Genomic DNA, 25578 nt, shown 5'->3' on the forward strand with positions numbered 1-25578 from the left:
AGTTGTCTGATTGTTATGCAGCGGCGGCTGAAAAACAAGCCGTTTGGCAGCATAAAAAAACGCAGCCGAAGCTGCGTCTCTGACAAAAATTACGCTGGGCTTAACGGGCGCCCGGCTCGGCAAAGCGGGTCATCCAGTCTTTCACCTGGTTATACCAATAAATTGAATTATTAGGCTTTAAGATCCAGTGGTTCTCATCCGGGAAATAGATCATGCGTGACTCGACACCACGGCTTTGCAGGGTACGGAACAACTCAAAGCCCTGGCCAACCGGTACCCGGTAATCTAACTGACCGTGGATCACCAGCGTTGGCGTATTAAAGTTGCCGGCAGCATAGTGTGGTGAAATCGATTTATAAATTTCGGGGTTATCCCAGAAATTGCCAAAACGGGTAGAGTGCACCGCAAAGTCAGCTGCCATCTGTGAGTACATATTGTACACCGCAGCATGGATCAGCAAGGCTTTAAACGGATGCTCGGTACCCAGCAAAATGGAAGTCAGATAACCGCCATAGCTGGCGCCACCTGCTACCATACGTTCGGTATCAATCCAGGGCTGATTCTGGAACCAGGCTGTGGCGGCCTGAATATCAGCCAATGGCTTGGTGCGCCAATCCGGGTTAATCGCATCGGCAAAATTCTGGCCAAAACCGCTGGAACCATGGAAGTTAGGCCAGGCGGTAACATAACCCCAGGAAGAGAAGGTTTGCGCATTCCAGCGGTAGCTAAAACTGTCGGTGATCGCATTATGCGGGCCGCCATGGATTAGCAGGAACAGCGGATACTTTTTCGACTTATCAAAGCCGGCCGGGTAATGTACCCACATCTGAATATCATTACCATCAGCACCTTTATAGGTTACGGATTCGTAACTACCGAACTCAGTTTTTGCCAGCAGCTCATCATTAAAGCTGTCCAGACGGGTAGTGCGACCGTTACGGATATCTACCTTCACCAGCCGTGCCGGGTATAGGAAGCTTTCGTTAGTCGCCACCAGCATATTGCCGGCCAGAGCCGGGCTGTTAAAGCTGGTATCTTTGGTAATGGCGCGCTCTTTGCCACTGCGGGCATCAATTTGATACAAACGGCTGGTACCGGCGTCGTCAATACTGGCGAAGAAGCTGCGGCTATCGTTGCTCCAGACAAAATTGCTGACTGAGCGATCCCAGTTGCTGGTCAGTTCGCGGCTGGTTTTTGCTGCCAAATCGTAAACCATCAACCGCGCCGTATCGGCATAAAAACCGTGAATTTTTTGCCGGCTAAAGGCCAGACTCTTGCCATCCGGGCTAAAAGTCGGGCTGCTGTCCGGCGCCTGGTTATCCGGGGTAATATTTTCCGCGTTATCGCTGCCAATTGTGGCCAGGAAAATATCAATTTTCGGATCAACGCTGTTCTCCGAGCCATTGGCATTAAAGGCAATCAAACGCTCTTGCGGGTGCACGTCGTAGCTGCTGGCACTCTGGCTGGAACGCGGCAGCTCGCGGCCAAATTTCTGGGTTACCGGCTCAACATCACCACCCTTGGCCGGGATACGGAACACATGAGCCTGACGGTTTTCATCAATCCAGTGGTCAAATTGCGAATAAGGTAAGGCATTCCACTGCCAGGCCGAGACTTTTTTGTCTTTGTTGGCTTTTAACTCTGCCGCCATTTCTTCCCAGTTTTTACCCGGCCAAACGCGGCTGATAAAATACAGATGCTCACCTACCCATTTAATGCCATAAACCCCGGTTGGCACTTCGGTTAAGCGCTGGGCTTCACCTGGTGTGGTTAGTGGCAGCAGATAAATCTGGCCGGCTTCATCTTTATTACGCTGGCTGATAAAGGCCAGGGTTTTGCCATCCGGTGAAAAAGTCGCTTCGCTGGCACGCATGCCGTCGGCAGTGAGTGGCTGTTGTTGGCCCTTATCATCAAATAACCATAAACGGGTATGGCCCTGATCGGCTTTCACATCAAAGCGGGTAACAGGGGCAACGATAAACTTACCATCAGCAGACGCTACCGGGCTGCCTATGCGCTCCAGTTGCCACATCCGCTCTACACTTAAGCTGTTATCCTGTTCGCTGCTGGCCAATGCCGCCAGCGGTAGCCACAGAAGTAACAGCCAGAGTTGCTGTAGTTTTTTCATTTTGGACTCCGGTTTTTTTTTATTGTCGCAACGATGTTAGCACAAGTGCAGGCCGGCCCAAGCTGTTTTGCCGCAGTGGGTGGCGTGTTAGTCGGAAATGCCGCCTGGCCCTGTTGCTGCTGGCTTTATATTCCGGCTGCGTTGTATAAACACCAACTAAACGGCTGCAATAACAAGCAGCAAACGTCAACACGCCCCGGGGATTTTGCTATACTGCCGGCCGTTGTAACGCCGGATATCAGACAGCCCATAGTGAGCCTGCCCAATCAACTACAGACCAGCCAGTATGGCTTGGGTGATCCCGATGCCCGTTTTCGGGTTTATGTCGCGAACCGACCACCCATGCAGGAATATCAGGCGCTGGCTCAGGTTCAGCAGTTATGCCGCGGCGAAATCGCACTGATCAATCAGGCCTGCGGCAATGGCTGGCGCAAAGTATTTAATGTTTACGCCAAGCTGCTGTTTGCGCTGCCACAAACGCCGTTGTTTACATTCCACCAGCATGCCGCCAGCTGGCAAGATTATCGCGATAGCCGGCTGTTACAAAACGGTAGTGATACCGCGCTATTATTTTCCGCACCCCAGCTTGAGCCGGTGACAGATCGCATCCATATTATTGCCGGCCGCACCTTTGCCAAAGTGCTACTGGAACAGGGGTTAGCGGCACAGTTGCAGTGGCTAAATGCCGAGTTTGCCATTGATAAGCGGCAACGGCTGTTGATTTGCCCGTATTTTGACTACCGGCAGCTTAATAATGAGAAAATTGATTATCTGGTTAGCCTGATTCGGCAGTTGGAGACGTTTTAATGAACCTGCCTGCGCAGTTACAGCAGCTTTCGACTTTACTAAAACCCTACCCCTTTGGCATTGGCGGCAGTTGTTTGCTCTGGCAATTGGGGCTGGAAGCGAACCCGGGTGATATTGACGTGGTCTGCCGGGAGCAGGATTTCGATGCCATTTGCCAGCTGTTAGCTCAGCATTATCAACCAGAAGCGGTGACTTTTAACCCCGACTTTGTTACCCGCCACTTTGCCCGTTTTAGCCAGCCGGGTCAGCGCGATATTGAACTGATGGCCGGCATTGCCGTGCTACAGCAAGGCCAGCTAATCGAATGGACATTCCACCCGGAACGCTGCTACTGGCAAAACCAGATTTGCTTTATGCCCGCCAGCGACTGGCTGGAGCTATACGGCCTGTTTAACCGCCCCAAGCGGGTGGAGACCTTACAGCGGTATTTGGCGGAGCATAGTGCCAACGCCTGAGTGCTTTCCCAAAGGGTTCGAAAGTGTCATGATAAAACGATAGATTCTTTGACTACATGGAGCGTTAGATGTCCGTTTCGAATTGGACTCGAGAGCAATGTCTTATCGCTTTTAGTTTGTACTGGCGTTTACCTTTCGGGCGTTTTCACTCCAATAATCCCGAAATTATAAAATATGCTGCTTTAATTCAGCGCACCCTATCGGCGTTAGCAATGAAGCTCTCCAACATTGCCAGTTTAGATCCTGCCATTTTGATGACCGGTCGCTCGGGATTAAAAGCTGCATCAAAAATGGATAAAGCATTATGGCAAGAAATGCAGCAAGATTGGCCGACCTTTGTGCTTGCTATGGCGCAGGCAGAGGCAAGATTTACGGGTTTCCAATCAGAGCAAAATCAGCAAACCGAAGAAGATAAAATCACCACTAAGCTAAGTGAAGTTCAACAGCGGGTTGGTCAGAGCTTTTTTCGTAATGCCGTATTAAGCGCTTATGACTATCGTTGCTGCATTACCGGCTTAGCAAATCCTCGTTTATTGGTCGCGAGCCATATCGTGCCATGGCGTAGTGACGAGCAAAATCGGCTTAACCCAAGTAATGGTTTGGCGCTATCAGCTCTTCACGATAAAGCTTTTGATTTGGGATTTATTACTATTAGCGAGGATTATCGAGTCATCGTTTCGACAAAGTATAAACCGACAACAGATCCGTTTTTCGATGAAACGATTTTGCGCTTTGATGGTAAGCCGATTCTATTGCCAGAGAAGTTTTTACCAGAGCCGCGATTTCTAGCCTTTCACCGAGAGCAGATTTTTGAGAAGTTAGTGTAAAGGCTGAATTTGTTTTTTGCTATTGTCGCAGAATCGTGACGATTAGACGTTTCCTTGCGCTGTTTTTGCACTTTTATGCGCATAAAAATGTCCAAGCTCCACACTTTTCTGCGCCTAAAAGTGCGATAGAGCGAATAATCACGGCCGAGATGCAAAGATTCGTTACAAAAGATAGCGTGCTGAGCACAGTAAGTTGGTCTTATGCTGTCAGGATGGAGCAGATCAGGAATCTTCAAATGCAAGCCTTAGAACTAAAAATCCCGCCGCTATTGTTGGTGCTGTTATTTGCGCTTGGGATGTGGCTGCTGGCACCACTTACTGCGCCATTCTCTGTGCAATTGGCGCTACCGGCGTTATATCCCACTGTGCTGGCACTTTGTCTGGCAGTAACCGGCATAGCGGTGGCATTGGCCGGGGTATTGGCGTTTCGGCGCGCTAAAACCACGGTGGATCCGCGGCTGCCGCAACAAAGCTCCAGTTTGGTGCTGGTGGGCATTTACCGTTATAGCCGTAACCCAATGTATCTGGGGTTTTTATTGTTGTTGGCAGCCTTTGCCTGTTATTTGCAGAGCCTACTGGCCTTGGCTTTGTTACCGCTGTTTGTATTGTATATGAACCGCTTTCAGATAATGCCGGAAGAGCGCTTTTTGCGGCAAAAATTTGCTGCTGAGTATCAGGTTTATTTACAAAACGTTAGGCGTTGGTTTTAAGCTACTACCTTTGTATTAGTTTATGTTGTTATATAAAATATATTTATATCAGTTATTTATATATATTTCTGTCTCGGTTCCTTGTTGGTTGGTTATTCGTATGCTAATTTTTTGATGGCTAATATGTGGCCATGTTAATAAGCATAAGAAAAGGATATCCATGAAGATCCCATTTAAACTCTCACTGTGCGCTGTGGCAACAGGTTCCCTACTATTACCTTTCGCTTCGGTGGCACAACAGCAAAGCACTGAAAACTCAGAACTGCAGCAAGTTGAACGGATTGAAGTAACCGGTTCCAGGATCAAACGTAATGATTTGGAAGGCGCTGTGCCGATTGCCGTTATTGATCGGGATGCTATTTCAAAATCGGGCTTTTCCAATTTACAACAACTATTAGAGCGGACGCCTGTTGCCGGTGTTGGGACTTTTTCAACCCGCGGCAATAACCAGGATTCCACTGCCAACGGTGGTGCAGCTATTAGTCTGCGCGGCTTTGGTGCTGATGCTACCTTAGTGCTGATTAATGGCCGGCGGGTGGCGGTAAGTGCTTTTGCAGAGAATATTGCTAACTCTTTCGTTGATATCAATAGCATTCCGGTTGCCGCTATTGAACGAGTAGAAATCCTGAAAGACGGAGCATCGGCGGTTTATGGTTCTGACGCTGTGGCGGGTGTAGTAAACGTAATTCTTAGAAAAGACTTTGAAGGTACCGAGGTAGCAATAAGCCATGGCAGTACGACGGGGCCAACTTATGATGAAACCTCTGCCAGCCTGGTTTGGGGTGCTCAGGCAAAAGAAGCAAGCGCGACATTAATTCTGGATTATTTTAAGAATACGACCATTTTGGGGTCAGAGATGGGGCGTTTCGGTACGGCCAATCAGGCACCTTATGGTGGTAATGACTTACGGTCGTCACGTGGCTATCCTGGTAACTTTATTGTCAATGGTGTCACTCGCATTGACCCGGGTTGTCCGGCAGATCAAGCCTTTGGTCAAACCTGTGTTTACGATTATGGTCCAGCGATTATGGCGGTTACACCAGCCGAGCGGGTCGGTGCCGTATTACAGGCGAGTCAGAATATTGGTGCTCATACTCAGGCTTATGTCGAGTTGTCAGTACAGCATAACCGCTCAAAAGCTCAGGGCGCAGCGACGCCGCTGGATGGTGACGCTGGTTTGACAGTTCCCGCTTCTCACCCGAATAACCCCTTTGGCGTGGATGTTGGCATTAACCGCTACCGTACCGTTGATGCCGGACCCCGTACCTGGGATATTGAATCAGACTCGTTACGGTTAGTACTGGGGGTTAAAGGCCAACTGAATGAGTTAGATTGGGATATTTCAGCGCAAAAAGGCCGCAGCGAATCGATGCAGACTGGCAGTAAGTCGCAAGGTTGGGTGCGCACCGATTTTCTGCAGCAACAAATCAATTTAGGTAACTATAACCCTTTTGGTGGCGTGACCAATTCACCTGAAGTGATTGACGCCATTACTACTAGTCTGGTTCGTCGTGGTGAATCCCATCTGACCGCTTTTGATGCCAGTATTAGTGGTGATGCATTCCAGCTGGGTGACCAGATGGTATCTTTTGCTGCCGGTGCTGAGTACCGTAAAGAGGATGCGTTTGACCAACCCGATGATCAATTTCAGCGCGGTTTGATTTTCGGTACTGAGTCGGTATCTGCCCAGGCTGAGCGTGATCAGTATGCAGCTTATATCGAGTTTTTGGTGCCAGTGACAGATCAGTTAGAATTTACGTTGGCTGGCCGTTACGATGACTATAGCGATTTTGGCTCAACCACCAATCCTCAGGTCAGTATGAAATGGCGACCACTGGATAACTTCACAGTTCGTGCGTCTTATGGTCAGGGCTTCCGCGCGCCATCACTGGCCCAAATTGGTTTAGGGCCATCACAGGAGTCAGTATTCTTTACTGATACTTTCCGTTGTCCTACCCCTGATGCCAGTAACCCAGCTTGTGCTGCAACTGACTACACCATCGTCTTTGTTGGTGGTGGCGATCTGGAGCCTGAGGAATCAGAGACCTTTAATGTAGGCTTTGTCTGGCAGGTGACCGACCAGTTTGATATCAGTGCAGATGTCTGGAGTATCACTCAGGATAATAAAATTGACCAGAACGACTATGAAAATGTCTACGCTGCGGAGTGTAACCGTCAAAATAGTACTATCTGTGTGCGGCTAGCGCCGCTGCCTGGTCAGACACTGGGCGAGCTATCCCGCTTGTTCAACAGCTATATCAATATCAGTTCGCAAGAGGCTACGGGGGTGGATTTATCCACCGCGTACCGGATGGATATGCAGCAGTATGGCGCTCTACGGTTAAGCCTCGATTATTCTTACACGCATAAGTTTGAGAAAAATAATATTGATTACGCTGGTGAATATAACTATCCACAACATCGTTGGCTGGCGACAGCTGACTGGAGTTTTGGCGATTGGGGCTTAGTTACCAGTTTGAACTATGTTGGGGCATTCGAGGATTATGCCGCACCAAATGAAGTGATGACGACTAAAACCCGTACTGTGAGTGCTCAGGCGTTACTGGATATTCAGGGCCGTTATAACCTGAACGATAACACTACGCTAATGCTGGGGATGAACAATGCGCTGGATAAGGATCCGCCATTTGCTATCGGTGATGGCGATGCCGACTTGTATGGCTATGCTTCTAAAGTGCACAACCCACGTGGTCGGTTTGTTTACGCAAAAGTGAGTTATCGCTTTTAATTCCGTGCCTGACCGAACTAAGGCAGTGCTTGCCGCCTTAGATTAATGACAAGCCCCGGCTTTTTGGCCGGGGTTTTAGTTTGAAAGGTTTACCGGCGGTTTGATTAGCGACTCTGCCGGAATGCCCAAGCCCTGATGCAGCCGCCATATCATTTTCAGGGTTAATGAGCGTTTGTAATTCAGAATCTCATAAACCCGGTTACTTTTACCAATCATCGGTTCCAGATCTTTTACCGTTAAACCTTGGCGCTCCATTTCAAACTTAATAGCCTCAACCGGATCGGGTAAGTCCATAGGGAAATGTTTTGCTTCGTAGGCTTCGATCAGCGTAACCATCACATCAAGCTTTTCGCCCTCTGCCGTGTCGGGCTGCGCCAGCATAAGCTGCTCAACCTCTTGTAATGCCGCGCGATAGTCGGCTTCATTTTTGATAGGTTTAATATCCATCATTACTACTCCGGCAGTTAAATGGTTTGCACATCAATTTCGTCATACTGACTGTGCGTACCGACAAACCTTACATAAACCACTTTGTAGGCATAATTTATCCACACGACCAGCCGGTACTTATTGCCGGCAATGTTGAATACCACTCTGCCATCTTTGAGAATACTGGCGTGCCTGAAATCCAGTTTTACTTCTGCAGGCGACTGCCAGTTTGCGTTTAGTACGTGACGATGCCAGGCGAGAAGAGGCTCTTTGGCATCACTGTATTCCGGGATATCTTGCCAGAATGCTTTTAACGTAGAGAGTGCAATAATTCTCATAGCACGATCATAGTCCCGATTTGGGACTTTTGCAACAAAGCGCCTTTCGCCGTCACTATCATTGTGGTTTAACCCAACATCGGCTTTAAATATTTCCCCGTGTAAGATTTCTCACAAGCGGCTACCTGCTCCGGCGTGCCGGCAATCAGGATTTCGCCACCGCCGCTGCCACCTTCCGGGCCTAAGTCGACAATCCAGTCGGCGGTTTTAATCACATCCAGATTGTGCTCAATTACCACTATGGTATTGCCGTGATCACGTAGCCGGTGCAAGACATTCAGCAGCTGCTGGATATCGTAAAAATGCAGGCCGGTAGTGGGTTCGTCCAGAATATACAGGGTTTTACCGGTATCGCGTTTACTCAGCTCGCGCGCCAGTTTCACCCGTTGTGCTTCACCGCCGGATAAGGTGGTCGCCGACTGCCCGAGCTTAATATAGGACAGGCCAACATCCATCAGGGTTTGCACCTTACGCTTAATCGCCGGGATGGCGTCAAAGAAATCCAGTGCATCTTCCACCGTCATATCCAGCACTTGGTGGATATTCTTGCCTTTGTATTTAATTTCCAGCGTTTCGCGGTTATAGCGTTTGCCCTTACAAACATCGCAGGGCACATACACATCGGGTAAAAAGTGCATTTCCACTTTAATCACACCGTCGCCCTGACAGGCCTCACAGCGACCGCCTTTGACGTTAAAACTAAAGCGGCCGACCTGATAACCGCGTGATCGCGCTTCCTGGGTACCGGCAAACAGCTCGCGTACGCCGGTAAAAATACCGGTGTAGGTCGCGGCGTTAGAACGCGGCGTGCGGCCAATCGGGCTTTGATCGATATCGATTACTTTATCAAAATGCTCCAGCCCGTTTACCGCCTTATAGGGCGCCGGATCGTCACCTTCGGCCTTATTTAATACCCGGTGGGCAATGCGGAACAGGGTATCGTTGATCAATGTCGACTTCCCGGAGCCGGACACCCCGGTAACACAGGTCATCAGTCCAAAAGGAATGGCGAGATCGACGTTTTTCAGGTTATTGCCTGTGGCGCCGGTTAGCTTTAACCATTTATCATTCAGCGGCGTACGCTTCGCTGGCACCGCGATTTTGCGCGCCCCCGACATATACTGGCCGGTCAGCGACTCTTCTACTGCCATCACTTGCTGCAGCGTGCCCTGCGCTACGATATTGCCGCCATGCACACCGGCGCCGGGGCCGATATCAATAATATAATCCGCGGCCCGCACGGCATCTTCGTCATGCTCAACCACGATCACGGTATTACCCAGATCGCGCAGATGATTCAGCGTCGCCAGTAAGCGGTCGTTATCACGCTGGTGCAGGCCGATAGAGGGCTCATCCAGCACATACATCACGCCAACTAAACCGGCACCGATCTGGCTGGCTAACCGGATGCGCTGTGCTTCGCCGCCAGACAGGGTTTCGGCGCTGCGCGACAGGTTCAGGTAGTTAAGGCCAACATTCACCAGAAACTGCAGCCGATCCTGAATTTCTTTTAATACCTTTTCGGCAATTTTGGCTTTCTGGCCGGTTAAACTTAGTTGCTGGAAAAACGCCAGACAGTCGCCAATCGCCAGTTCTACCACTTGCGGTAAGGTGGTTTTACCAATAAAGACATGGCGGGCTTCGGTACGTAGCCGGGTGCCATGACAGCTGGGGCAAGGCTGGCTGGCCAGATATTTACTTAGCTCTTCGCGCACCGAGTTCGATTCGGTTTCGCGGTAGCGGCGCTCCATGTTCGGCAAAATGCCCTCAAACGGATGACTGCGTAGCACAATATCGCCACGGTCATTCAGGTATTTAAAGTCGATAATGGTATGGCCGCTGCCATACAGGACCACGTCCTGATGTTTTTTGCTCAGGCTGTTAAAGGGCACATCCAGCTGAAAATCGTAGTGTTCAGACAGTGCCTTTAGCATTTGAAAATAATAGAAGTTACGCTTATCCCAACCCCGGATCGCCCCGCCAGCCAGACTCAGCTCATCACTGACCACCACTTTTTTCGGATCGAAGAATTGCTTCACACCCAAACCATCGCAGCTGGGGCAGGCGCCGGCCGGGTTATTAAAAGAAAACAGCCGTGGCTCCAGCTCGGTCATAGAGTAACCGCAAGTCGGGCAGGCATAGTTGGCGGAAAACACCAGCTCTTCAGCATCAGGTTGGTCCATCAGCGCCACCCGCGCCACGCCGCCTGACAGTTGCAGTGCGGTTTCGAACGACTCGGCCAGCCGCAGCTTAATATCATCCCGCACCTTAATGCGGTCTACTACCACTTCAATGGTGTGCTTTTTCTGCAGATCTAACTTTGGCGGATCGGACAGATCGCAAATTTCACCGTCAATCCGCGCCCGCACATAGCCCTGTGCCGCTAGGCTTTCCAGCGTTTTAACATGCTCACCTTTGCGCTCCTGCACCACCGGTGCCAACACCATCAGCTTGGTGCCTTCCGGAAATTCGGTGGCTTTATCCACCATCTCACTAATGGTTTGCGCGGCCAGTGGCAGATCATGCTCCGGGCAGCGCGGCTCGCCGACCCGCGCAAATAATAAGCGCAGATAATCGTAAATTTCGGTAATGGTACCCACAGTAGAGCGCGGGTTATGGGAGGTCGACTTTTGTTCAATCGAGATCGCCGGTGACAAGCCTTCAATATGATCAACATCCGGCTTTTCCATCAGGCTTAAAAATTGCCGGGCATAGGCCGACAGCGATTCGACATAGCGGCGCTGCCCTTCGGCATACAGGGTATCAAAGGCCAGCGACGATTTACCGGAGCCGGATAAACCTGTTACCACGATCAGTTTGTCGCGTGGCAGGGTCAGCGAAATATTCTTCAGGTTGTGGGTGCGGGCGCCGCGGATCTCAATTTTGTCCATGGTGGTTCCATTTAGCTGGATAATGCTGTACAAATATACACTAGGCTGTGCGGTAATTGCCAGCTGCAAGCGGATTAAAGCTGCTTATACGCCGCCAATCCGGCTTTGGCCTGTTATCGGCAAAATTTCACTGTTGTAATGGCAGCCATTGCTGCGGGCGCTGCCGCCGGCCGGCTTTTTTATGCTAAACTGCCGCCCTGTTTATTTTGAACCTCTGGTGTTAGCTGTTCGCATGCATCATTTGAATGCCCTGGAAAAGCGCGCCGCCGTTGCGCTGGCGCTGGTGTTTTCTACCCGTATGCTCGGGCTCTTTATGCTATTGCCGGTGTTTGCCCTGTACGGCGAGCAGCTGGCCGGTTTTTCCCCGCTCTGGATCGGGTTAGCGATTGGCGCCTATGGTTTAACTCAGGCGATTTTACAAATTCCTTTTGGTTGGCTGTCGGACAAAATTGGCCGGCATAGAGTCATGCTGCTGGGCTTAGCTCTGTTTGTGCTGGGTTCGGTGGTGGCAGCGCTGGCAGAGTCCGTTTATCTGGTGACGCTGGGCCGCGTATTGCAAGGTGCCGGGGCGATTTCCGGTGCGGTGTTGGCACTGGCGGCCGATCTAACGCGCGAAGAGCAGCGACCGAAAGTGATGGCGATTATCGGCGCCACCATCGGCTTATCTTTTGCCTTGGCAATGGTACTGGGGCCATTACTGGCGAAGCTGGCCGGTTTAAGTGGCGTGTTCTGGTTTACCGCGGTAATGGCGGTGGCGGCCATGTTATTGGTTGCTTTCGTGGTGCCGAAAAGTGTCAGTAAGGCACCGGCTGCTGAAACCTTGGCCTTACCGCAAAGCCTGACTGCGATGTTCCGGCACCGGCAACTGTTACAGCTGGACTTAGGCGTATTATTGTTGCACCTGATGCTTACGGCGATGTTTGTTGCACTACCGCCGCTACTGGCGTCGCAGCAGTTCGCGGCAGAGCAGCATTGGCAGCTGTATTTACCAGTATTATTGCTGTCGTTTGTATTTATGGTGCCGATGATGCTTATTGCGATGCGCCGGCAGCAGGAAAAACGGTATTTTTTAATAAATATACTATTATTAGTTATTGCGATGTTAATAGCTTGGCAGGCAAACAGCTTCTGGCTGTTGGCACTGGCGCTGCTGGTATTTTTTACCGGCTTTAATTTTCTGGAAGCCAGTTTACCGGCAATGGTGTCGCGGGTGGCACCCGCCGGCCAGCGTGGCAGTGCGATGGGGATTTACTCCAGCAGCCAGTTTTTCGGTGCCTTTTTAGGCGGCTTGCTGGGTGGTGCTATCGCCCAGCAGTTTGGTTTTATGGCGGTGTATGGCGCCCTAGCAGTAATTGGTTTAGTATGGCTTATCATAGCCAGCACCATGCAGGTGCCCGCCCGTGCCCAGCGCTTATCGCTACCGGTTGCTGTCAGCACTGAGCAGCAAGCAGGCCAGCTGGCAGCCAGGCTCAGTAGCCTGGCCGGGGTGCAGGAAGTCACGATTTTATTGGCCGATCAGCGCTGCTACCTGAAAGTCAGTTCGCAGCAGTTTGACATCGCACAGGCTCAGTCTTTGATTGCCGCTGGCAATCAGTAACAATTTTGCAGGAGAAATACGCATGGCGCGTGGAATTAACAAAGTCATTTTAATCGGTAATCTGGGCCAGGATCCGGAAGTCCGTTATATGCCGCAGGGCGGCGCCGTCGCTAACCTGAGCATTGCGACCTCTGAAAGCTGGAAAGATAAAGCTACCGGCGAAATGAAAGAGCAAACCGAATGGCACCGGGTAGTGATTTACCAGCGTCTGGCAGAAATTGCCGGCGAATATCTGCGTAAAGGCTCTAAGGTGTATATCGAAGGCAAGCTGAAAACCCGTAAGTGGCAGGATCAGCAAGGCGTAGAGCGTTACACCACTGAAATCGTGGCCAATGAGCTGCAAATGCTGGACGGTCGTGGCGAAGGCCAGGGTGGCGGCATGGGTGGTGGAATGGGCGGCGGCCAGCAAGGTTATCAACCGCGGGCGCCACAACAAGCCGCACCGCAGCAAGCCGCCTATCAGGGCGCGCCACAACAGAATTTCCAGCCGCAAGGCAATTATCAAAAGCCGGCACAGCCACAAGGTGGCTTCCAGCAACAACCGCCAGCGCAGCAGCGCCCGCCGATGGAACCACCAATCGACTTTGATGACGATATCCCGTTCTGACCTGACATAAATTTTAAAATGTAGAAAAGTATCTACAGAAGCACGCTAAAGCCAGATTTTATCTGGCTTTTCTATTTTTATAGGAAAATAAATGTTGAAAAATGGCCGCACTATCAATATATTACAAATCAACAAATAAAATTGTTGATTTGTAGGTGTTCAATGAGGGTTGCTGTCCAGAAATTTAAAAGTGGTGAGCGCTATGTTTTTTTGTTGGGTGATAACGGATTGCCTGACTTTTGGGTGACTCATTTTGTAACGCAAAAGCTGCGAATGAATCATGCCGCAACGTCAATCGAGCAATACCTAAAATCCATCAAGCATTTGAAGGTTTGGGAGAAAATTAACGGCCGAAATCTGCTGGATGATATCTACAACGGCAGCGTACCGAGCCGTGATGATATTAAAGAAATCAAAGAGCACTGCGCATACCAAGCCAAAGCCCTTATCAACAGACCCGCAAGTAATGTTGTCGACATGGGACAGTTTTATTTATCGAGGGGCGATGACAAGCCCACGGTCGGGAAGTCTCAGTACATATCGCGGATAGCACATATTGCCGAGTTTCTGCATTTCATCGGGCAAGAGCGGGTTAAGCATAAGCCCACTGCGGCAGCGCTCTTTGATGCGCTCGATAACATGAAAAAGAGACTTAAAAGCGATATGCCAAAAGGGAGATTAAAAAAAGGCTCTTTAGATAAATCAGGTATTTCGGACGATGCCTTTCAGGATTTTCTCAATGTTGCCCGACCGGACTCACAACACAATCCCTTCAAAAACCCAGTGATTAAATTTAGAAACTATGTGATTGTTCAAACGTTTTATGAAACCGGATTTCGCTGTTCTGAGTTGCTTGCGCTTCGTATCAGCGATATTGGCACCGACATCGATCAACCTACCTTGTCGGTGGTAAGGCGACATGACAGCAAAGAAGATCCCCGATTAAAAGAGCCCACAGCAAAGACACTTGGCCGGGAGGTTGCTATTTCAAAGGAGCTGAGAGACTTGCTGAATACCTATATTAAAGTTAACCGGAACAATACAACGGTGGCGAAAACCCATCCGTTTATATTTGTCTCTCACAAAGATAGAAATGGTCATTATCAGTCAGGGCAACCGCTCATTCAGCGGACAATTAATCATCTCTTTAACACTATAAAGAGTGTCAATCCGGAGCGGTTCTGGGGTATTTCACCACACTTCCCCCGACACTATTTTAACGATCAACTCTCCGCTCGTATTGATGAAGTAAAGCAAGCGGTTTTAGAGGAGGTGAAACGATTAGAACAGCAAGGTTTGCATCAAGCGGCAAAGCAATATGCCAGGGAAAATACCATCACCGAACAACGAGAGCTTGAAATTCGGGCGGAGCTTAACGGCCATTCGTCCCTTGAGTCAGGACGCATTTATCTGACACGAACCGCGAAAAAGCAAGCACATGAAATACGACAAAAAATGCAAGCCACATTAACGCACAAAGCAGAGAGAGGCGGTTATGTTAGCTAAAACAAACAGATCGCAAGGCGCTAAAAGGGCCAAAGCAAAAACAAAATCGGATAAGCGACGCAGCAAAGCAAACTACGAGTTTGATGTTTATGATGATGTTTGGAGATTAGATGCTAATAACTCTTTAAAGTTTAAATTACTCGCTCCGCTGAACCTGGATTCAAGGTTTGAAATTAATTTCAAGCTGGCCCTGGCTGACTATGCGTGTGAGTTCTCATCTGCTTATGTAAGCGGAATTTTCATCTTCACCAGGGCACTTTTCACTGCTGGCGTTAAAGACACGATAAATGAATCACACATCATCAACTACAAGGCTACTCTTACTAAAAGCACAGAGCATAAGCTTGGTAGCATCCGTGCATTTTTGCTCGATTGGTTCGACAAAGAGATTAAAGGCGTAGATAAGAAGGCAGTAGAGTTACTGGATTCGCTAAAGTTATCTGGTAATGAAAAAGGCAGGGCCGTTGCATTAGGATGTCCTTTCAGTGGTGCGTACACATTTGAAGAGCAAGCGGCTTTTATCAACTGGTATGTCGATGCCTACACACAAAAACAGATATCGTTGACCGACTATGCGTTTATCATGGCGTTGCAGCAAACAGGTGCCCGTCCTGGACAGCTTACTCACCTGTATTGTGGCGATTTAATCACAAGGCATGAGGAAGGCATTGACCATTTTGACCTGCAGCTTCCCAATGCCAAAAAGCGAAATGAGGGATTTAGAGGCTCGTTTCAAATAAAAAAGGATGTGAGTGAAGATTTAATGCTGGTGCTAACTGCGCAAGCCAAGGAATCCATCAAAACGATTGAAACGCACTTTGGCATTGAACTAAATTCACAGCAGAAAAGCCAAATCCCGATTTTTCTCAACGCTCGGGAAATCTCAGAGTTATCAAGCTTCAATGAATTTAGACAATTGCAGAAAAACACGCCTGATGCCGTTTGGATTAGGAAAGCAGATGTTGGTTTTTTGGTGTCGAGAATAGCGAAACTTTGTCCTTTAAAAACAACACGGATTAAACTCGATGGTGAGTTTGGGGACTTGCATATCAATCCCAGACGATTCCGTTATACCCACGCAACCAACATGGCAATGCTGGGTGCAAGCGACTATGCCATCGCTGAGGAGTTGGGTCATTCAGATACCCAGAATGTTAAAGTCTACACAGAGTTCAACGAAGATATGGCAGACAGAATTGATGCGGCATTGGCATCCGATTTAACGCCATTAGCGCAAGCATTTTCGGGCACGTTGATTGATAGTGAAAAAGACGCCATTCGAGCCAATGACCCACGCAGTAGGATTAATAACAACGATGGCAACCCTGTCGGGAACTGCGGAAAATTTGGGTTTTGTGCCAATGGCACCATCCATTGTTATACATGCAATAAATTCCAACCCTGGTTGAACGCACCGCATACTGAAGTCCTGAACACTCTGGTTTCCGAGGTTGATCGCAAGAGACAAATGGGCGCAAGTGAGTTTGTACTGCAAGCCAGTAATCGAACGATTAACGCTATCAAGGTGGTTATTGACAAGTGTGAGGCCAGAAAACAAGAATTGGAAAAAGAAGGCGCATTAAATGGCTGATGTATTAGTATTTACACCAAAGCACGAACTGGATTGCCAGAAGAATTATGCGGACTTCATAGCGTTTGCCAAAAACGAATTAACGCTTTTTGCCGACCATGAATTTGAAAGCTCGGACGGCATTCAGAGAGGATGGAACTGTGATAAATGGTCTTGGGTGACATCGAAAGAGCAGAAATTAACCATCGTATTTGGAAACAGTATAAATAGTTCCGAATATATTCCATTCAAGCAACCATTTGCTGATTTTGCTAAAGCGTATGTTCGTTATGAGCAGTCACTAAATCATAAAGATTCAACCAAATGGGCTTTATCTTTAATATGGATCTATAAAGCGCTAGAAGAAAACGCGACTCTAAATGATAGATCTGATGTTGATATTATGCACCTCAATAACACAGTTATTAATCGTGTTGAGGAGCAGATCAAGAGTAGTGAATTGAGTGCTGCCAGCAAGCTTGCTATTGGACTTTCACTTGAAAAGGTATTGAAGTTTATAAAGAATAAGCGATTCAAACTAGACCTACAAGAGTGGTCAAACCCTTTCCCTCGACCATCTGATCCAACCATTAAACTTGATAAGGATAGTCGTAAACAAGTGGAAGACAAATGCCCCTCTGATTACCAGATGTTGCAGGTGGCAGATACCTTTCATCAAGCTAAAACACCTCGACAACAATATTTTTCCAGTCTTTGTGTAATGCTGATGTGTCAGCCCAGTCGCAGCATTGAACTTAACGGCCTTACCGTTAATTCATTGCAAAAAAGTGATAAGGGCAGATGGTATTTAATGTGGCATCCGGCCAAAGGTGGCGATCCGGTTCGTAAATGGATCCCGAAATTAATGGAAGATGTGGTTCAACAGGCGTTTAAAAGGCTGGTTGACATCTCTGCACCTGCCAGAGCTGCTGCAAAATTTGCTCATGAAAATCCCGACCTGTTTATGTTGCACGAACAGTGCATAACACCTGCTAATTTTCCTCAAGACCAGATGTTAACATATAACCAATTCGCCAAGGCAATGGGGTTTAAGGTTGTTGTGAATAGTAACGGATCTCAAGCGAGTTGGGCTTCTGCAGATACAAAGTGGCTCCATAAACTCATCAGTAAATTAAATTGCGTATCGGACTGGAAAAAAGATTTGTTGAAAGGGCGCGTTGTGTCTCAGGATAATGAAATACTGACCAGAATAGCTCTTAAGTCTACAGGGATTAGTATCAAATTCCCAAGCTATAGAGATCTTCGTACGGTGGTTGACCAAAAATACAAAACTACACACTTTCCCAATTATGGACAGACCAAAGTTTGGGATTGTATAACCTTAGTCAGAGAAAACGAATTTCATAGCGAGTTTACTGTTAAGCCGTTTTCCTGGCTCATGGTTAGACAGACCCCATTGAGTGATGCTTTAGGGAGTGCCAGAGATGGAACTGTATCAATCTTTGATGAGTTGTCGATTACCGATGAAGATGGCTCTCCATTACGTATTACTTCTCACCAACCGAGGCACTGGCTAAATACCAAGTTGAAACTGGCGGGTGAAGAAGATTGGCTAATTGCTAAGTGGTCAGGGAGAGCGGATATAGAGCAAAACAAAGCATACGATGGGAGAACAGAAACACAAAAATTGCGGCTAACCAAGCGTATAGGTCAAGTGACCAAGGGTGAAGGAGTGATGACGGTTGCTAAAACTAATCAACTGCTGGAGCCCTATACATCGGATGCGCCTCCTCCGGCCATTGTGTTGCATGATTTAGGCTTACCTGTTTCCTTAAAATCGCTAGGCGTGGACAGAACAGGCGTTGCCCAGTTTACGGGGTTAGGCTTTTGCGTACATAACTATGCAGACAGCCCTTGTGTTAAAAATGGCGACTGTGCGGTCTGTAGTGACCATGTGTGCATGAAAGGACTCCCTCACACGTTAGATGAGCTCAAACGCCTTGAAAAGCTCTATGAAGAACAGTTAGCGGATGCAAAGCTCAAAACTGAAAAGCAGGTATTCGGTGCTGACCGTTGGGTAACGGCTTCTGGCTTTCGACTATCCAAGATAAGAACCATCATTACCATGATGGAAGATCCAGCCAGTCAGGACGGAACACCTATCAGAATCCCTCACGAGTTAGACCCTTCACCAGTTAAACGCTCACTCAATATTGACGAGCAGAGTGTTATTCCTATTTGGGATCTCACAGCCCTAGCATTGTCAGATTTGGAGGAGTAATGGCTTTTGTAACAGACAACAAAGAAACGATTCTTGCGATTATTGACGGATGGACGGGTAAACTGACGTATGATTTGCTATCTGAAAAATTACAGTCGGAGTTGGGTTTAAAGCGCCTTCCATCTCGCCACACCTACATAAAACATGATGAAATCAAACATGCGTTTGACCTGAAAAAAGAAGAGCTGAGAAACAAAAAGTCTGCCGCAATTGAAGAAGCGAAATCTTTATTCGACAGGGACGTTAAACTGAGTAAGCTCCTTGGGAGTTTAAGCAACGATGATGCAACCATTGCCGAGCTAATAAAACGGGTTGAAAAACTCGAAAACGAGAACGAACGGCTCAATTCAGAAAACAAACGACTAGGCGACCAACGGGAGATATTGCTGGAGCGCTTTGCCCGATGGCAACACAATCTACAAAAGATGGATGGCGTAGATTTGAATAAGCTTGCCGCAACAATCGATAACCCATTGCCGGCTAAAAACCGATAAATGATGTATTCATAAGCCTATCTCACAAAGCCGCATGGATGCGGCGACAACACGGTATTTACTGATAACAATTACTCTTCCAGCTAAACGAATGACGCTAACAACGTTCTCACTCGACGTGTTGGAACAAGTCGCACGCATGGGGTGACATGAGCGCTGAGCAAAAATTCAGGGATGAATTCATTTCTCTCTCCATGAATTGCAAATTACTCTGACTCTCCATAAACCCACGCTCTTCAAACGTTCACATGTTAATTCACGGCTATAAATACTCTTGCCCCAATGTTGAATACACCGTAAATTCATTTATATAGAAAACCCAACCCCTTTTTAGGGTTAAGATGTCATTCAAAATGCGCTGCCGTGCGTTGTGGCAATACTTAGCAGCGCAATCGCTATTACAGTTTTAAAAAGAATTTATAGGCTAAAGCCTATCAGGGACTGACTATCAATGTTTGAACAAACGTTTAAGAATATCGACGACATACTGCGCAAAGATGCTGGATGCTCTAGCGAGCTGGATTACACCGAGCAAACCTCGTGGATGCTGTTTTTAAAGTATCTGGACGACCTAGAGTTTGCCAAATCCCAAGAAGCGGAATTGATGGCGCAGGAGTACCGCTACATCATTGACGATACGCACCGTTGGAGCAAATGGGCTGCACCTAAAAAGGCTGACGGCAGTTTTGACCACGATAACGCCCTAACCGGTGATGACTTAATGGAGTATGTTGACGGTGAGCTATTCCCCTACCTAAAAGGTTTTAAGCAACGGGCTGAACACCCCAATACTATTGAGTACAAGATTGGTGAGATATTCGGTGAGATAAAAAACAAAATCCAGAGCGGTTACTCGCTGCGTGATGCGCTGGAAAAAGTGGATGAACTGCAATTTCGCTCACAAGAAGCCAAGCATGAGCTGTCGCACCTGTACGAAGTAAAAATTAAAAATATGGGTAATGCCGGCCGTAACGGAGGCGAATACTACACGCCCCGCCCATTAATTCGCGCCATGATTGACGTGATAAAGCCCAAAATTGGCGAAACCATTTACGACCCTGCTGCCGGTTCCGCGGGCTTTTTATGTGAAGCTTTTGATTATTTACGCCAAGGCGGTGCAGAGAAACGGCAGCTTAAATCCAGCGACTTAACCGTACTGCAAGAAAGTACCTTCTACGCTAAAGAAAAGAAGTCGCTGGCTTATGTTATTGCCATTATGAATATGATTTTGCATGGTATCGAAGCGCCAAATGTGGTTCACACCAATACCTTGGCGGAGAGCCTGCAAGACATCACACCTAATAAGCAGCATGACATTATCCTGGCTAACCCGCCCTTTGGTGGTAAAGAGCGACCAGAAGTACAGCAAAACTTCCCGATCAAAACCGGTGAAACCGCCTTCCTGTTTTTGCAGCACTTTATTAAGTCACTCAAGCCGGGTGGCCGCGCGGCTATCGTGATTAAAAATACCTTTTTATCCAATACCGATAACGCCGCCATCGCCCTACGCAAAGAGCTTTTGGAAAACTGTAACTTACATACTATTCTCGACTGCCCAAGCGGTACGTTTATTGGTGCTGGCGTTAAAACCGTCGTGTTGTTTTTTACTAAAGGTGAACCCACCCAGAACATCTGGTTTTATCAGCTTAATGTTGGCCGTAACTTGGGTAAAACCAACCCACTAAATGACAATGACTTAAAAGACTTTGTACAGTTACAGGCCACTTTTGCTGATTCAGATAACTCTTGGTCAATAGACACTAGCCAGTTGGATAGCAGCACCTGGGATTTATCAGTTAAAAACCCCAATGCTAAAGAAGAGACTGCACTGCGTGAACCCAAGGATATTATCGAAGAAATCATCGCGCTCGATAAAGAGAGTGAAGCTATTTTAGCTAGCATTCAGGAGCTGTTGTAATGGTGTGGCCAAAAGTACCTTTGTCGACTCTGTGCGATATCCTCGATAATCTCAGAAAGCCGATAACACTGAAAGATAGAGTTGATGGCCCTTATCCATATTATGGTGCAACAGGAATATTGAGTTATGTTAATGACTTTATTTTCGATGAAGAATTAGTTCTAGTAGGTGAAGATGGAGCTAAGTGGGGGGTTGGTGATAATTCAGCATTTAAAATTAGTGGTAAAGCATGGGTTAACAACCATGCTCATGTGCTTCGACCTTTGAGAGATAAGGTTTTAGATGAATGGCTTATTTACTATCTTAACGGCACAGATCTATCTGATTTTATAACAGGATTGACGGTTCCTAAGCTAAATCAAGGAAAGTTAAAAGAAATACCTATCCCATTACCACCTATTGAAGAACAAAAACGCATCGTCGCTATTCTCGACCAAGCATTTGCTGATATCGATCAAGCGCGAGCTACCGCTGAGACCAACCTAAAAAGCGCCCGCGAGTTGTTTGATAGCTACTTGGAACAAGTGTTTAGTCAGCGTGGTGAAGGATGGGTTGAAAAGACCGTCATAGAAGTTGCTGCTTTATCCAGAGGGCAAAACCCACCTAAAAGTGAGTTTGTATATGAACCTAAAGACGGATATGTGCGCTTTTATCAAATACGTGATGGGAAATCTGATAAGGACGCTGTGTATGTACCTGAAAGTCCAAAATTACAATATGTAAAAAAAGAAGATATTTTAATGGTAGCTTACCGGCATGTTGGGCGCGCATTCCGTGGAGTAGAAGGGGCATTTAACGTTGCTCTTTGCAAAATATCGAACCGTAATGCTGAAGTATTACATACCGACTATCTATTTCATCTCATTCCTTCAAGTTTCATTAAAGGCGAGTTATTAAAAGTATCTGAAAGATCGCTTATACCTTCCATGTCTATTAGTCATTTAGCTAGTTTGAACATACCTATTCCACCAAAAGAAGATCAAGATGAAATTGTAAAAAAAATAAATTATCTAAAATTAAAATGTGAGGAGCTTGAATCAATTTACAGGAAAAAAATTGCAAATTTAGATGAGCTCAAAAAATCCATCCTTCAAAAAGCTTTTACTGGCGAACTAACGAAAAGCAAAGGAATTGCTGCATGACATTTATCCCGAAGAACAAAGCTAACCGTAACGAAGCCGATACCCGTGCCGATTTAATTGATCCGCAGTTAAAAAGTGATGGTTGGGGTCAGACCGCTGCGAGCTTTATTCGACGGGAAGTCATTTGTCCGGGGCGCATTCTTACAGGTGGTAAACGCAGCCAACCGGTAAATAGCGATTATGTGCTGGTGTATAAAGGCCGCAAACTGGCAGCAATTGAAGCGAAGAAAGAGACCTTAAGTTATACCGAAGGCGTGCGTCAGGCGAAGGATTACGCCCAGCGCCTGCAATGCCGCTTGGCCTATGCTACCAATGGCCATGAAATTTACCAGATTGATATGGTTACTGGTGAGGAGCAGCTGGTAGAACGGTATTTGTCGCCAGATGAATTGTGGTCGCTTACCTTTAGCGCACAAGATGAAACCGCACCTGATTACAAAAAAGTATGGCGCGAGCGCTTTGCCGCAATACCATTTGAGCTAAAAGGTGACTGGCAACCGCGTTATTATCAGGAAAATGCCATTAATAATGCACTAGAAGCCATAGCAGGTGGCAAACAAAGAATACTGCTTACCTTGGCTACTGGCACCGGCAAAACCTGTATTGCTTTTCAAACCGCCTGGAAGTTATTTCAAAGCCGTTGGAGCTTAACCGCCCAGAAAAACCCAGAATTAGCCAAACGCCGCCCACGTATTTTGTTTTTGGCGGACCGAAACATATTGGCCAATCAAGCATTTAATGACTTCGGCCCCTTTGGCGAAGATGCCCTAGTGCGTATTAATCCGGATGAGATTCGTAAAAAGGGCTCGGTGCCTAAAAATGCCAGTGTGTTTTTCACCATATTCCAGACCTTTATGAGTGGCCCCAAAGATGCTGCGGGTGATGACACTCCTTATTTTGGTGACTACCCACCAGATTTCTTTGACCTGATTATTATTGATGAGTGTCACCGTGGTGGCGCTAACGATGAAGGTAACTGGCGCAATATCCTTAACCACTTTTCACCCGCCGTTCAACTGGGTTTAACCGCCACGCCCAAGCGCACAGACAACGTAGACACCTACCACTATTTTGGTGAACCGGTTTACAGCTATACCTTGAAACAAGGCATTAACGATGGTTTCTTAACGCCATTCAAGGTTTACCCCATTGTGGGAACGATGGACGAATATGTCTATACCCCGGGGGACGGTGTTGTAGTGAGTGGTGAGCCGGAGCCAGGTAAGTTATACAAAGAAGGGGATTTTAACCGCATCATTACCATCCCAGAGCGCGAACAGAAGCGTGTTCATTACTGGATGGATTTGTTTAAACCCCATGAAAAAACCATCGTGTTCTGTGCCACTCAGGAACATGCGGGTATGGTTCGTGATTTCATCAACCAGTACGCCAAACAGAAAGGTTGGACAATTAACACCAACTACTGCGTGCGCGTTACCGCTAACGACGGTGCTGCCGGTGAAAATGACCTTAAAATCTTTCAGGACAACGAAAAAACCATCCCCACAGTGTTAACAACGTCCCGCAAGCTTTCTACAGGCGTGGATGCCCGCAATGTGCGTAACATTGTACTGATGCGCCCTTGTAATAACATGATCGAGTTTAAACAGATTGTCGGCCGCGGCACGCGCATGTATGAAGGCAAAGACTACTTCACCATTTATGATTTTGTAAAAGCGCACCATAACTTTGCTGATCCGGAATGGGACGGCGAGCCATTGCCGCCAGAGAAAAGTTGTGAAGTTTGTGGTGATTCGCCCTGCAGCTGCAAAAAAGTACCATGCAGTGTTTGCGGTTTTAGTCCATGCGGCTGCCCGAAAGCTCCTTGTGCCTTATGTGAAAGCGAGCCCTGTGTGTGCGAAAAGCCGGCTTGTAATGTTTGTGGTACTGCGCCCTGTAGTTGTGAACCGACAGAATGCCAGGTATGCAACAGTACACCTTGTATTTGCCAAAAAACTGAGAAAATCACCATCAAACTCAGTGACGGAAAAACACGGCAAATTAAGCATATCTCATCGGTTATGTACTGGTTCGGCGATAAGCCTATTACGGCGAAAGAGTTTGTCGAACGGCTTTTTGCAGACTTGCCACAGTATTTCGAAAACGAAGACCAGCTGCGCGAGATCTGGAGCGACCCGGCCACCAGAGAAAAACTCCTTAAAAGCCTCTCAGAGGCCGGCTACGACGAAGAAAAGCTCGAAGGCATGAAAGAGCTCATAGACGCCAAAGACAGCGACGTATACGACGTGCTGCGTTATATCGCCTATGCCCGTGAGTCAATGAGCCGTGACCAACGTGCTTCTGTGGCTAAACCAAATATTAAAGCGGCGTTTAGTAACGATAAACAGCAACAATTTATAGATTTCGTTCTTAGTAAATACGTCGAAGACGGTGTCGAAGAGCTTTCTACCAGCAAAATGCGCAGCTTGGTCGAACTTAAATATCACACCATTGGCGATGCTGTAAAAGAGCTAGGCTCTACTGCTGCCATACGTGAGGCGTTCATTGGGTTTCAACGGCATTTGTATGAGAGATAGCGATGAAAGTTAAATTTTAAAACCGTTTCTGGCTAATGATGCATTTAGCGTTGTTCGGCTTACTTTAAAATGAGATGCAACGTCAGTCTTAGTTATCAGAGGGTCTGACAACATTGCCGCTGCTTTTTTCACATCGCCATCCGAAAGCGCAAGTTTTCTGCCACCCTTTCGTCCTCTCGCTCTTGCTGCAGCCAGACCGGCTTTAGTCCTTTCAACAATAAGTGAGTGTTCAAACTCGGCTAAAGCACCAAAAATATGAAAAATCAGTTTCCCGGCAGAATTAGTCGTATCGATTGATTCCGTCAAGGATTTAAATCCAATACTGCGTTTCTGCAGATCATCGATAATTTCGACCAAATCCTTCAAGGATCTTGCTAAACGATCGAGTTTCCAAACCACTAATACATCACCTGCACGAAGTGTACGCAGGCATTGCGACAATATAGGTCGATCACGGTGCTTTCCCGTGAGGGACTCATTGAATATTTCCTCACAACCTGCCGCGTTTAGGGCATCGAGTTGTAAATCTGAATTTTGGTCCTGAGTGCTTACTCTGGCGTAGCCAATTATCATAAGAAATGGTACCTAATCTATTCATAGATTGTTGTACGTGTTCGGCGACAATTAGGAT

At 47.4% G+C, this 25578-nt stretch carries 19 protein-coding genes; 14 read left to right on the plus strand and 5 right to left on the minus strand.

Features of this window, described 5'->3' with window-relative positions; all coding sequences use genetic code 11:
• Positions 1 to 100 precede the first annotated feature (100 nt).
• Positions 101 to 2128, minus strand: coding sequence for a S9 family peptidase (locus AAY72_RS04885; protein WP_057785808.1), 2028 nt, complete (start codon positions 2126 to 2128; stop codon positions 101 to 103).
• 249 nt (positions 2129 to 2377) lie between these two features.
• Between AAY72_RS04885 and AAY72_RS04890 the strand changes: the two genes are divergently transcribed.
• The 5 genes from AAY72_RS04890 (at position 2378) to AAY72_RS04910 (ending at position 7676) form a co-directional block, all read left to right on the plus strand.
• On the plus strand, positions 2378 to 2935 hold the full coding sequence (locus tag AAY72_RS04890; RefSeq protein ID WP_057785824.1) for a hypothetical protein: 558 nt from the start codon (positions 2378 to 2380) through the stop codon (positions 2933 to 2935).
• Positions 2935 to 3390, plus strand: coding sequence for a hypothetical protein (locus tag AAY72_RS04895; RefSeq protein ID WP_057785809.1), 456 nt, complete (start codon positions 2935 to 2937; stop codon positions 3388 to 3390). Before AAY72_RS04890 ends, AAY72_RS04895 begins: the two co-directional genes overlap by 1 nt.
• Positions 3391 to 3458: 68 nt before the next feature.
• Positions 3459 to 4217, plus strand: a complete 759-nt coding sequence (locus AAY72_RS04900; protein WP_057785810.1) for an HNH endonuclease — start codon at positions 3459 to 3461, stop codon at positions 4215 to 4217.
• A 236-nt stretch (positions 4218 to 4453) separates the two neighbouring features.
• Entirely contained in the window at positions 4454 to 4927 is a 474-nt protein-coding gene (locus tag AAY72_RS04905) for an isoprenylcysteine carboxylmethyltransferase family protein (RefSeq protein ID WP_057785811.1), read from the plus strand.
• A 160-nt stretch (positions 4928 to 5087) separates the two neighbouring features.
• Positions 5088 to 7676: a TonB-dependent receptor gene (locus AAY72_RS04910; RefSeq protein WP_057785812.1), complete on the plus strand. Its 2589-nt coding sequence runs from the start codon at positions 5088 to 5090 to the stop codon at positions 7674 to 7676.
• A gap of 75 nt (positions 7677 to 7751) precedes the next feature.
• On the opposite strand, the gene AAY72_RS04915 is transcribed toward AAY72_RS04910, so the two are convergent.
• The 3 genes from AAY72_RS04915 to uvrA all read right to left on the minus strand — a co-directional run bounded on the left by AAY72_RS04915 (position 7752) and on the right by uvrA (position 11334).
• Positions 7752 to 8123 carry a type II toxin-antitoxin system HigA family antitoxin gene (locus AAY72_RS04915; RefSeq protein WP_008984931.1) on the minus strand — a complete coding sequence of 124 codons (372 nt, stop codon included), beginning with the start codon at positions 8121 to 8123 and terminating at the stop codon, positions 7752 to 7754.
• A 17-nt stretch (positions 8124 to 8140) separates the two neighbouring features.
• Complete coding sequence (locus tag AAY72_RS04920) at positions 8141 to 8443, minus strand: type II toxin-antitoxin system HigB family toxin (RefSeq protein WP_057785813.1); 303 nt, start codon at positions 8441 to 8443, stop codon at positions 8141 to 8143.
• Between the two features lie 68 nt (positions 8444 to 8511).
• A complete protein-coding gene (uvrA, locus tag AAY72_RS04925; RefSeq protein ID WP_057785814.1) occupies positions 8512 to 11334 on the minus strand; it encodes an excinuclease ABC subunit UvrA in 2823 nt (940 codons plus the stop codon).
• Between the two features lie 232 nt (positions 11335 to 11566).
• Between uvrA and AAY72_RS04930 the strand changes: the two genes are divergently transcribed.
• The 9 genes from AAY72_RS04930 (at position 11567) to hsdR (ending at position 24947) form a co-directional block, all read left to right on the plus strand.
• A complete protein-coding gene (locus AAY72_RS04930) occupies positions 11567 to 12931 on the plus strand; it encodes an MFS transporter (RefSeq protein ID WP_156411280.1) in 1365 nt (454 codons plus the stop codon).
• Positions 12932 to 12953: 22 nt separating this feature from the next.
• Complete coding sequence (gene ssb / locus AAY72_RS04935) at positions 12954 to 13538, plus strand: single-stranded DNA-binding protein (RefSeq protein WP_008606349.1); 585 nt, start codon at positions 12954 to 12956, stop codon at positions 13536 to 13538.
• Between the two features lie 162 nt (positions 13539 to 13700).
• Positions 13701 to 15044 carry a tyrosine-type recombinase/integrase gene (locus tag AAY72_RS04940; protein WP_057785815.1) on the plus strand — a complete coding sequence of 448 codons (1344 nt, stop codon included), beginning with the start codon at positions 13701 to 13703 and terminating at the stop codon, positions 15042 to 15044.
• A complete protein-coding gene (locus AAY72_RS04945; RefSeq protein WP_057785816.1) occupies positions 15034 to 16635 on the plus strand; it encodes a site-specific integrase in 1602 nt (533 codons plus the stop codon). Before AAY72_RS04940 ends, AAY72_RS04945 begins: the two co-directional genes overlap by 11 nt.
• Entirely contained in the window at positions 16628 to 18856 is a 2229-nt protein-coding gene (locus AAY72_RS04950; protein ID WP_057785817.1) for a hypothetical protein, read from the plus strand. The genes AAY72_RS04945 and AAY72_RS04950 overlap by 8 nt, the downstream gene beginning before the upstream one ends.
• Positions 18856 to 19350, plus strand: a complete 495-nt coding sequence (locus tag AAY72_RS04955; protein ID WP_057785818.1) for a hypothetical protein — start codon at positions 18856 to 18858, stop codon at positions 19348 to 19350. Before AAY72_RS04950 ends, AAY72_RS04955 begins: the two co-directional genes overlap by 1 nt.
• Before the next feature lie 451 nt (positions 19351 to 19801).
• Entirely contained in the window at positions 19802 to 21268 is a 1467-nt protein-coding gene (locus AAY72_RS04960; protein ID WP_057785819.1) for an N-6 DNA methylase, read from the plus strand.
• Positions 21268 to 22410: a restriction endonuclease subunit S gene (locus AAY72_RS16810; RefSeq protein ID WP_057785820.1), complete on the plus strand. Its 1143-nt coding sequence runs from the start codon at positions 21268 to 21270 to the stop codon at positions 22408 to 22410. Before AAY72_RS04960 ends, AAY72_RS16810 begins: the two co-directional genes overlap by 1 nt.
• The gene (hsdR, locus tag AAY72_RS04970; RefSeq protein WP_057785821.1) at positions 22407 to 24947 is read left to right on the plus strand and encodes an EcoAI/FtnUII family type I restriction enzme subunit R; all 2541 of its coding nucleotides are present in this window, start codon (positions 22407 to 22409) and stop codon (positions 24945 to 24947) included. Before AAY72_RS16810 ends, hsdR begins: the two co-directional genes overlap by 4 nt.
• Before the next feature lie 9 nt (positions 24948 to 24956).
• On the opposite strand, the gene AAY72_RS04975 is transcribed toward hsdR, so the two are convergent.
• Complete coding sequence (locus AAY72_RS04975) at positions 24957 to 25520, minus strand: recombinase family protein (RefSeq protein WP_057785822.1); 564 nt, start codon at positions 25518 to 25520, stop codon at positions 24957 to 24959.
• Positions 25521 to 25578: the final 58 nt, after the last annotated feature.

Source organism: Alishewanella sp. WH16-1 (genome assembly GCF_001441695.1).
Taxonomy (GTDB): Bacteria; Pseudomonadota; Gammaproteobacteria; order Enterobacterales; family Alteromonadaceae; genus Alishewanella; species Alishewanella agri.

Bases quoted from the DNA above. Each gene is read 5' to 3' on its own strand.
- AAY72_RS04885 (WP_057785808.1), bottom strand. From the start codon at position 2,128: ATGAAAAAACTACAGCAACTCTGGCTGTTACTTCTGTGGCTACCGCTG.
- AAY72_RS04895 (WP_057785809.1), top strand. From the start codon at position 2,935: ATGAACCTGCCTGCGCAGTTACAGCAGCTTTCGACTTTACTAAAACCC.
- AAY72_RS04900 (WP_057785810.1), top strand. From the start codon at position 3,459: ATGTCCGTTTCGAATTGGACTCGAGAGCAATGTCTTATCGCTTTTAGT.
- AAY72_RS04905 (WP_057785811.1), top strand. From the start codon at position 4,454: ATGCAAGCCTTAGAACTAAAAATCCCGCCGCTATTGTTGGTGCTGTTA.
- AAY72_RS04910 (WP_057785812.1), top strand. From the start codon at position 5,088: ATGAAGATCCCATTTAAACTCTCACTGTGCGCTGTGGCAACAGGTTCC.
- AAY72_RS04915 (WP_008984931.1), bottom strand. From the start codon at position 8,123: ATGGATATTAAACCTATCAAAAATGAAGCCGACTATCGCGCGGCATTA.
- AAY72_RS04920 (WP_057785813.1), bottom strand. From the start codon at position 8,443: ATGAGAATTATTGCACTCTCTACGTTAAAAGCATTCTGGCAAGATATC.
- uvrA (WP_057785814.1), bottom strand. From the start codon at position 11,334: ATGGACAAAATTGAGATCCGCGGCGCCCGCACCCACAACCTGAAGAAT.
- AAY72_RS04930 (WP_156411280.1), top strand. From the start codon at position 11,567: ATGCATCATTTGAATGCCCTGGAAAAGCGCGCCGCCGTTGCGCTGGCG.
- ssb (WP_008606349.1), top strand. From the start codon at position 12,954: ATGGCGCGTGGAATTAACAAAGTCATTTTAATCGGTAATCTGGGCCAG.
- AAY72_RS04940 (WP_057785815.1), top strand. From the start codon at position 13,701: ATGAGGGTTGCTGTCCAGAAATTTAAAAGTGGTGAGCGCTATGTTTTT.
- AAY72_RS04945 (WP_057785816.1), top strand. From the start codon at position 15,034: ATGTTAGCTAAAACAAACAGATCGCAAGGCGCTAAAAGGGCCAAAGCA.
- AAY72_RS04950 (WP_057785817.1), top strand. From the start codon at position 16,628: ATGGCTGATGTATTAGTATTTACACCAAAGCACGAACTGGATTGCCAG.
- AAY72_RS04955 (WP_057785818.1), top strand. From the start codon at position 18,856: ATGGCTTTTGTAACAGACAACAAAGAAACGATTCTTGCGATTATTGAC.
- AAY72_RS04960 (WP_057785819.1), top strand. From the start codon at position 19,802: ATGTTTGAACAAACGTTTAAGAATATCGACGACATACTGCGCAAAGAT.
- AAY72_RS16810 (WP_057785820.1), top strand. From the start codon at position 21,268: ATGGTGTGGCCAAAAGTACCTTTGTCGACTCTGTGCGATATCCTCGAT.
- hsdR (WP_057785821.1), top strand. From the start codon at position 22,407: ATGACATTTATCCCGAAGAACAAAGCTAACCGTAACGAAGCCGATACC.
- AAY72_RS04975 (WP_057785822.1), bottom strand. From the start codon at position 25,520: ATGATAATTGGCTACGCCAGAGTAAGCACTCAGGACCAAAATTCAGAT.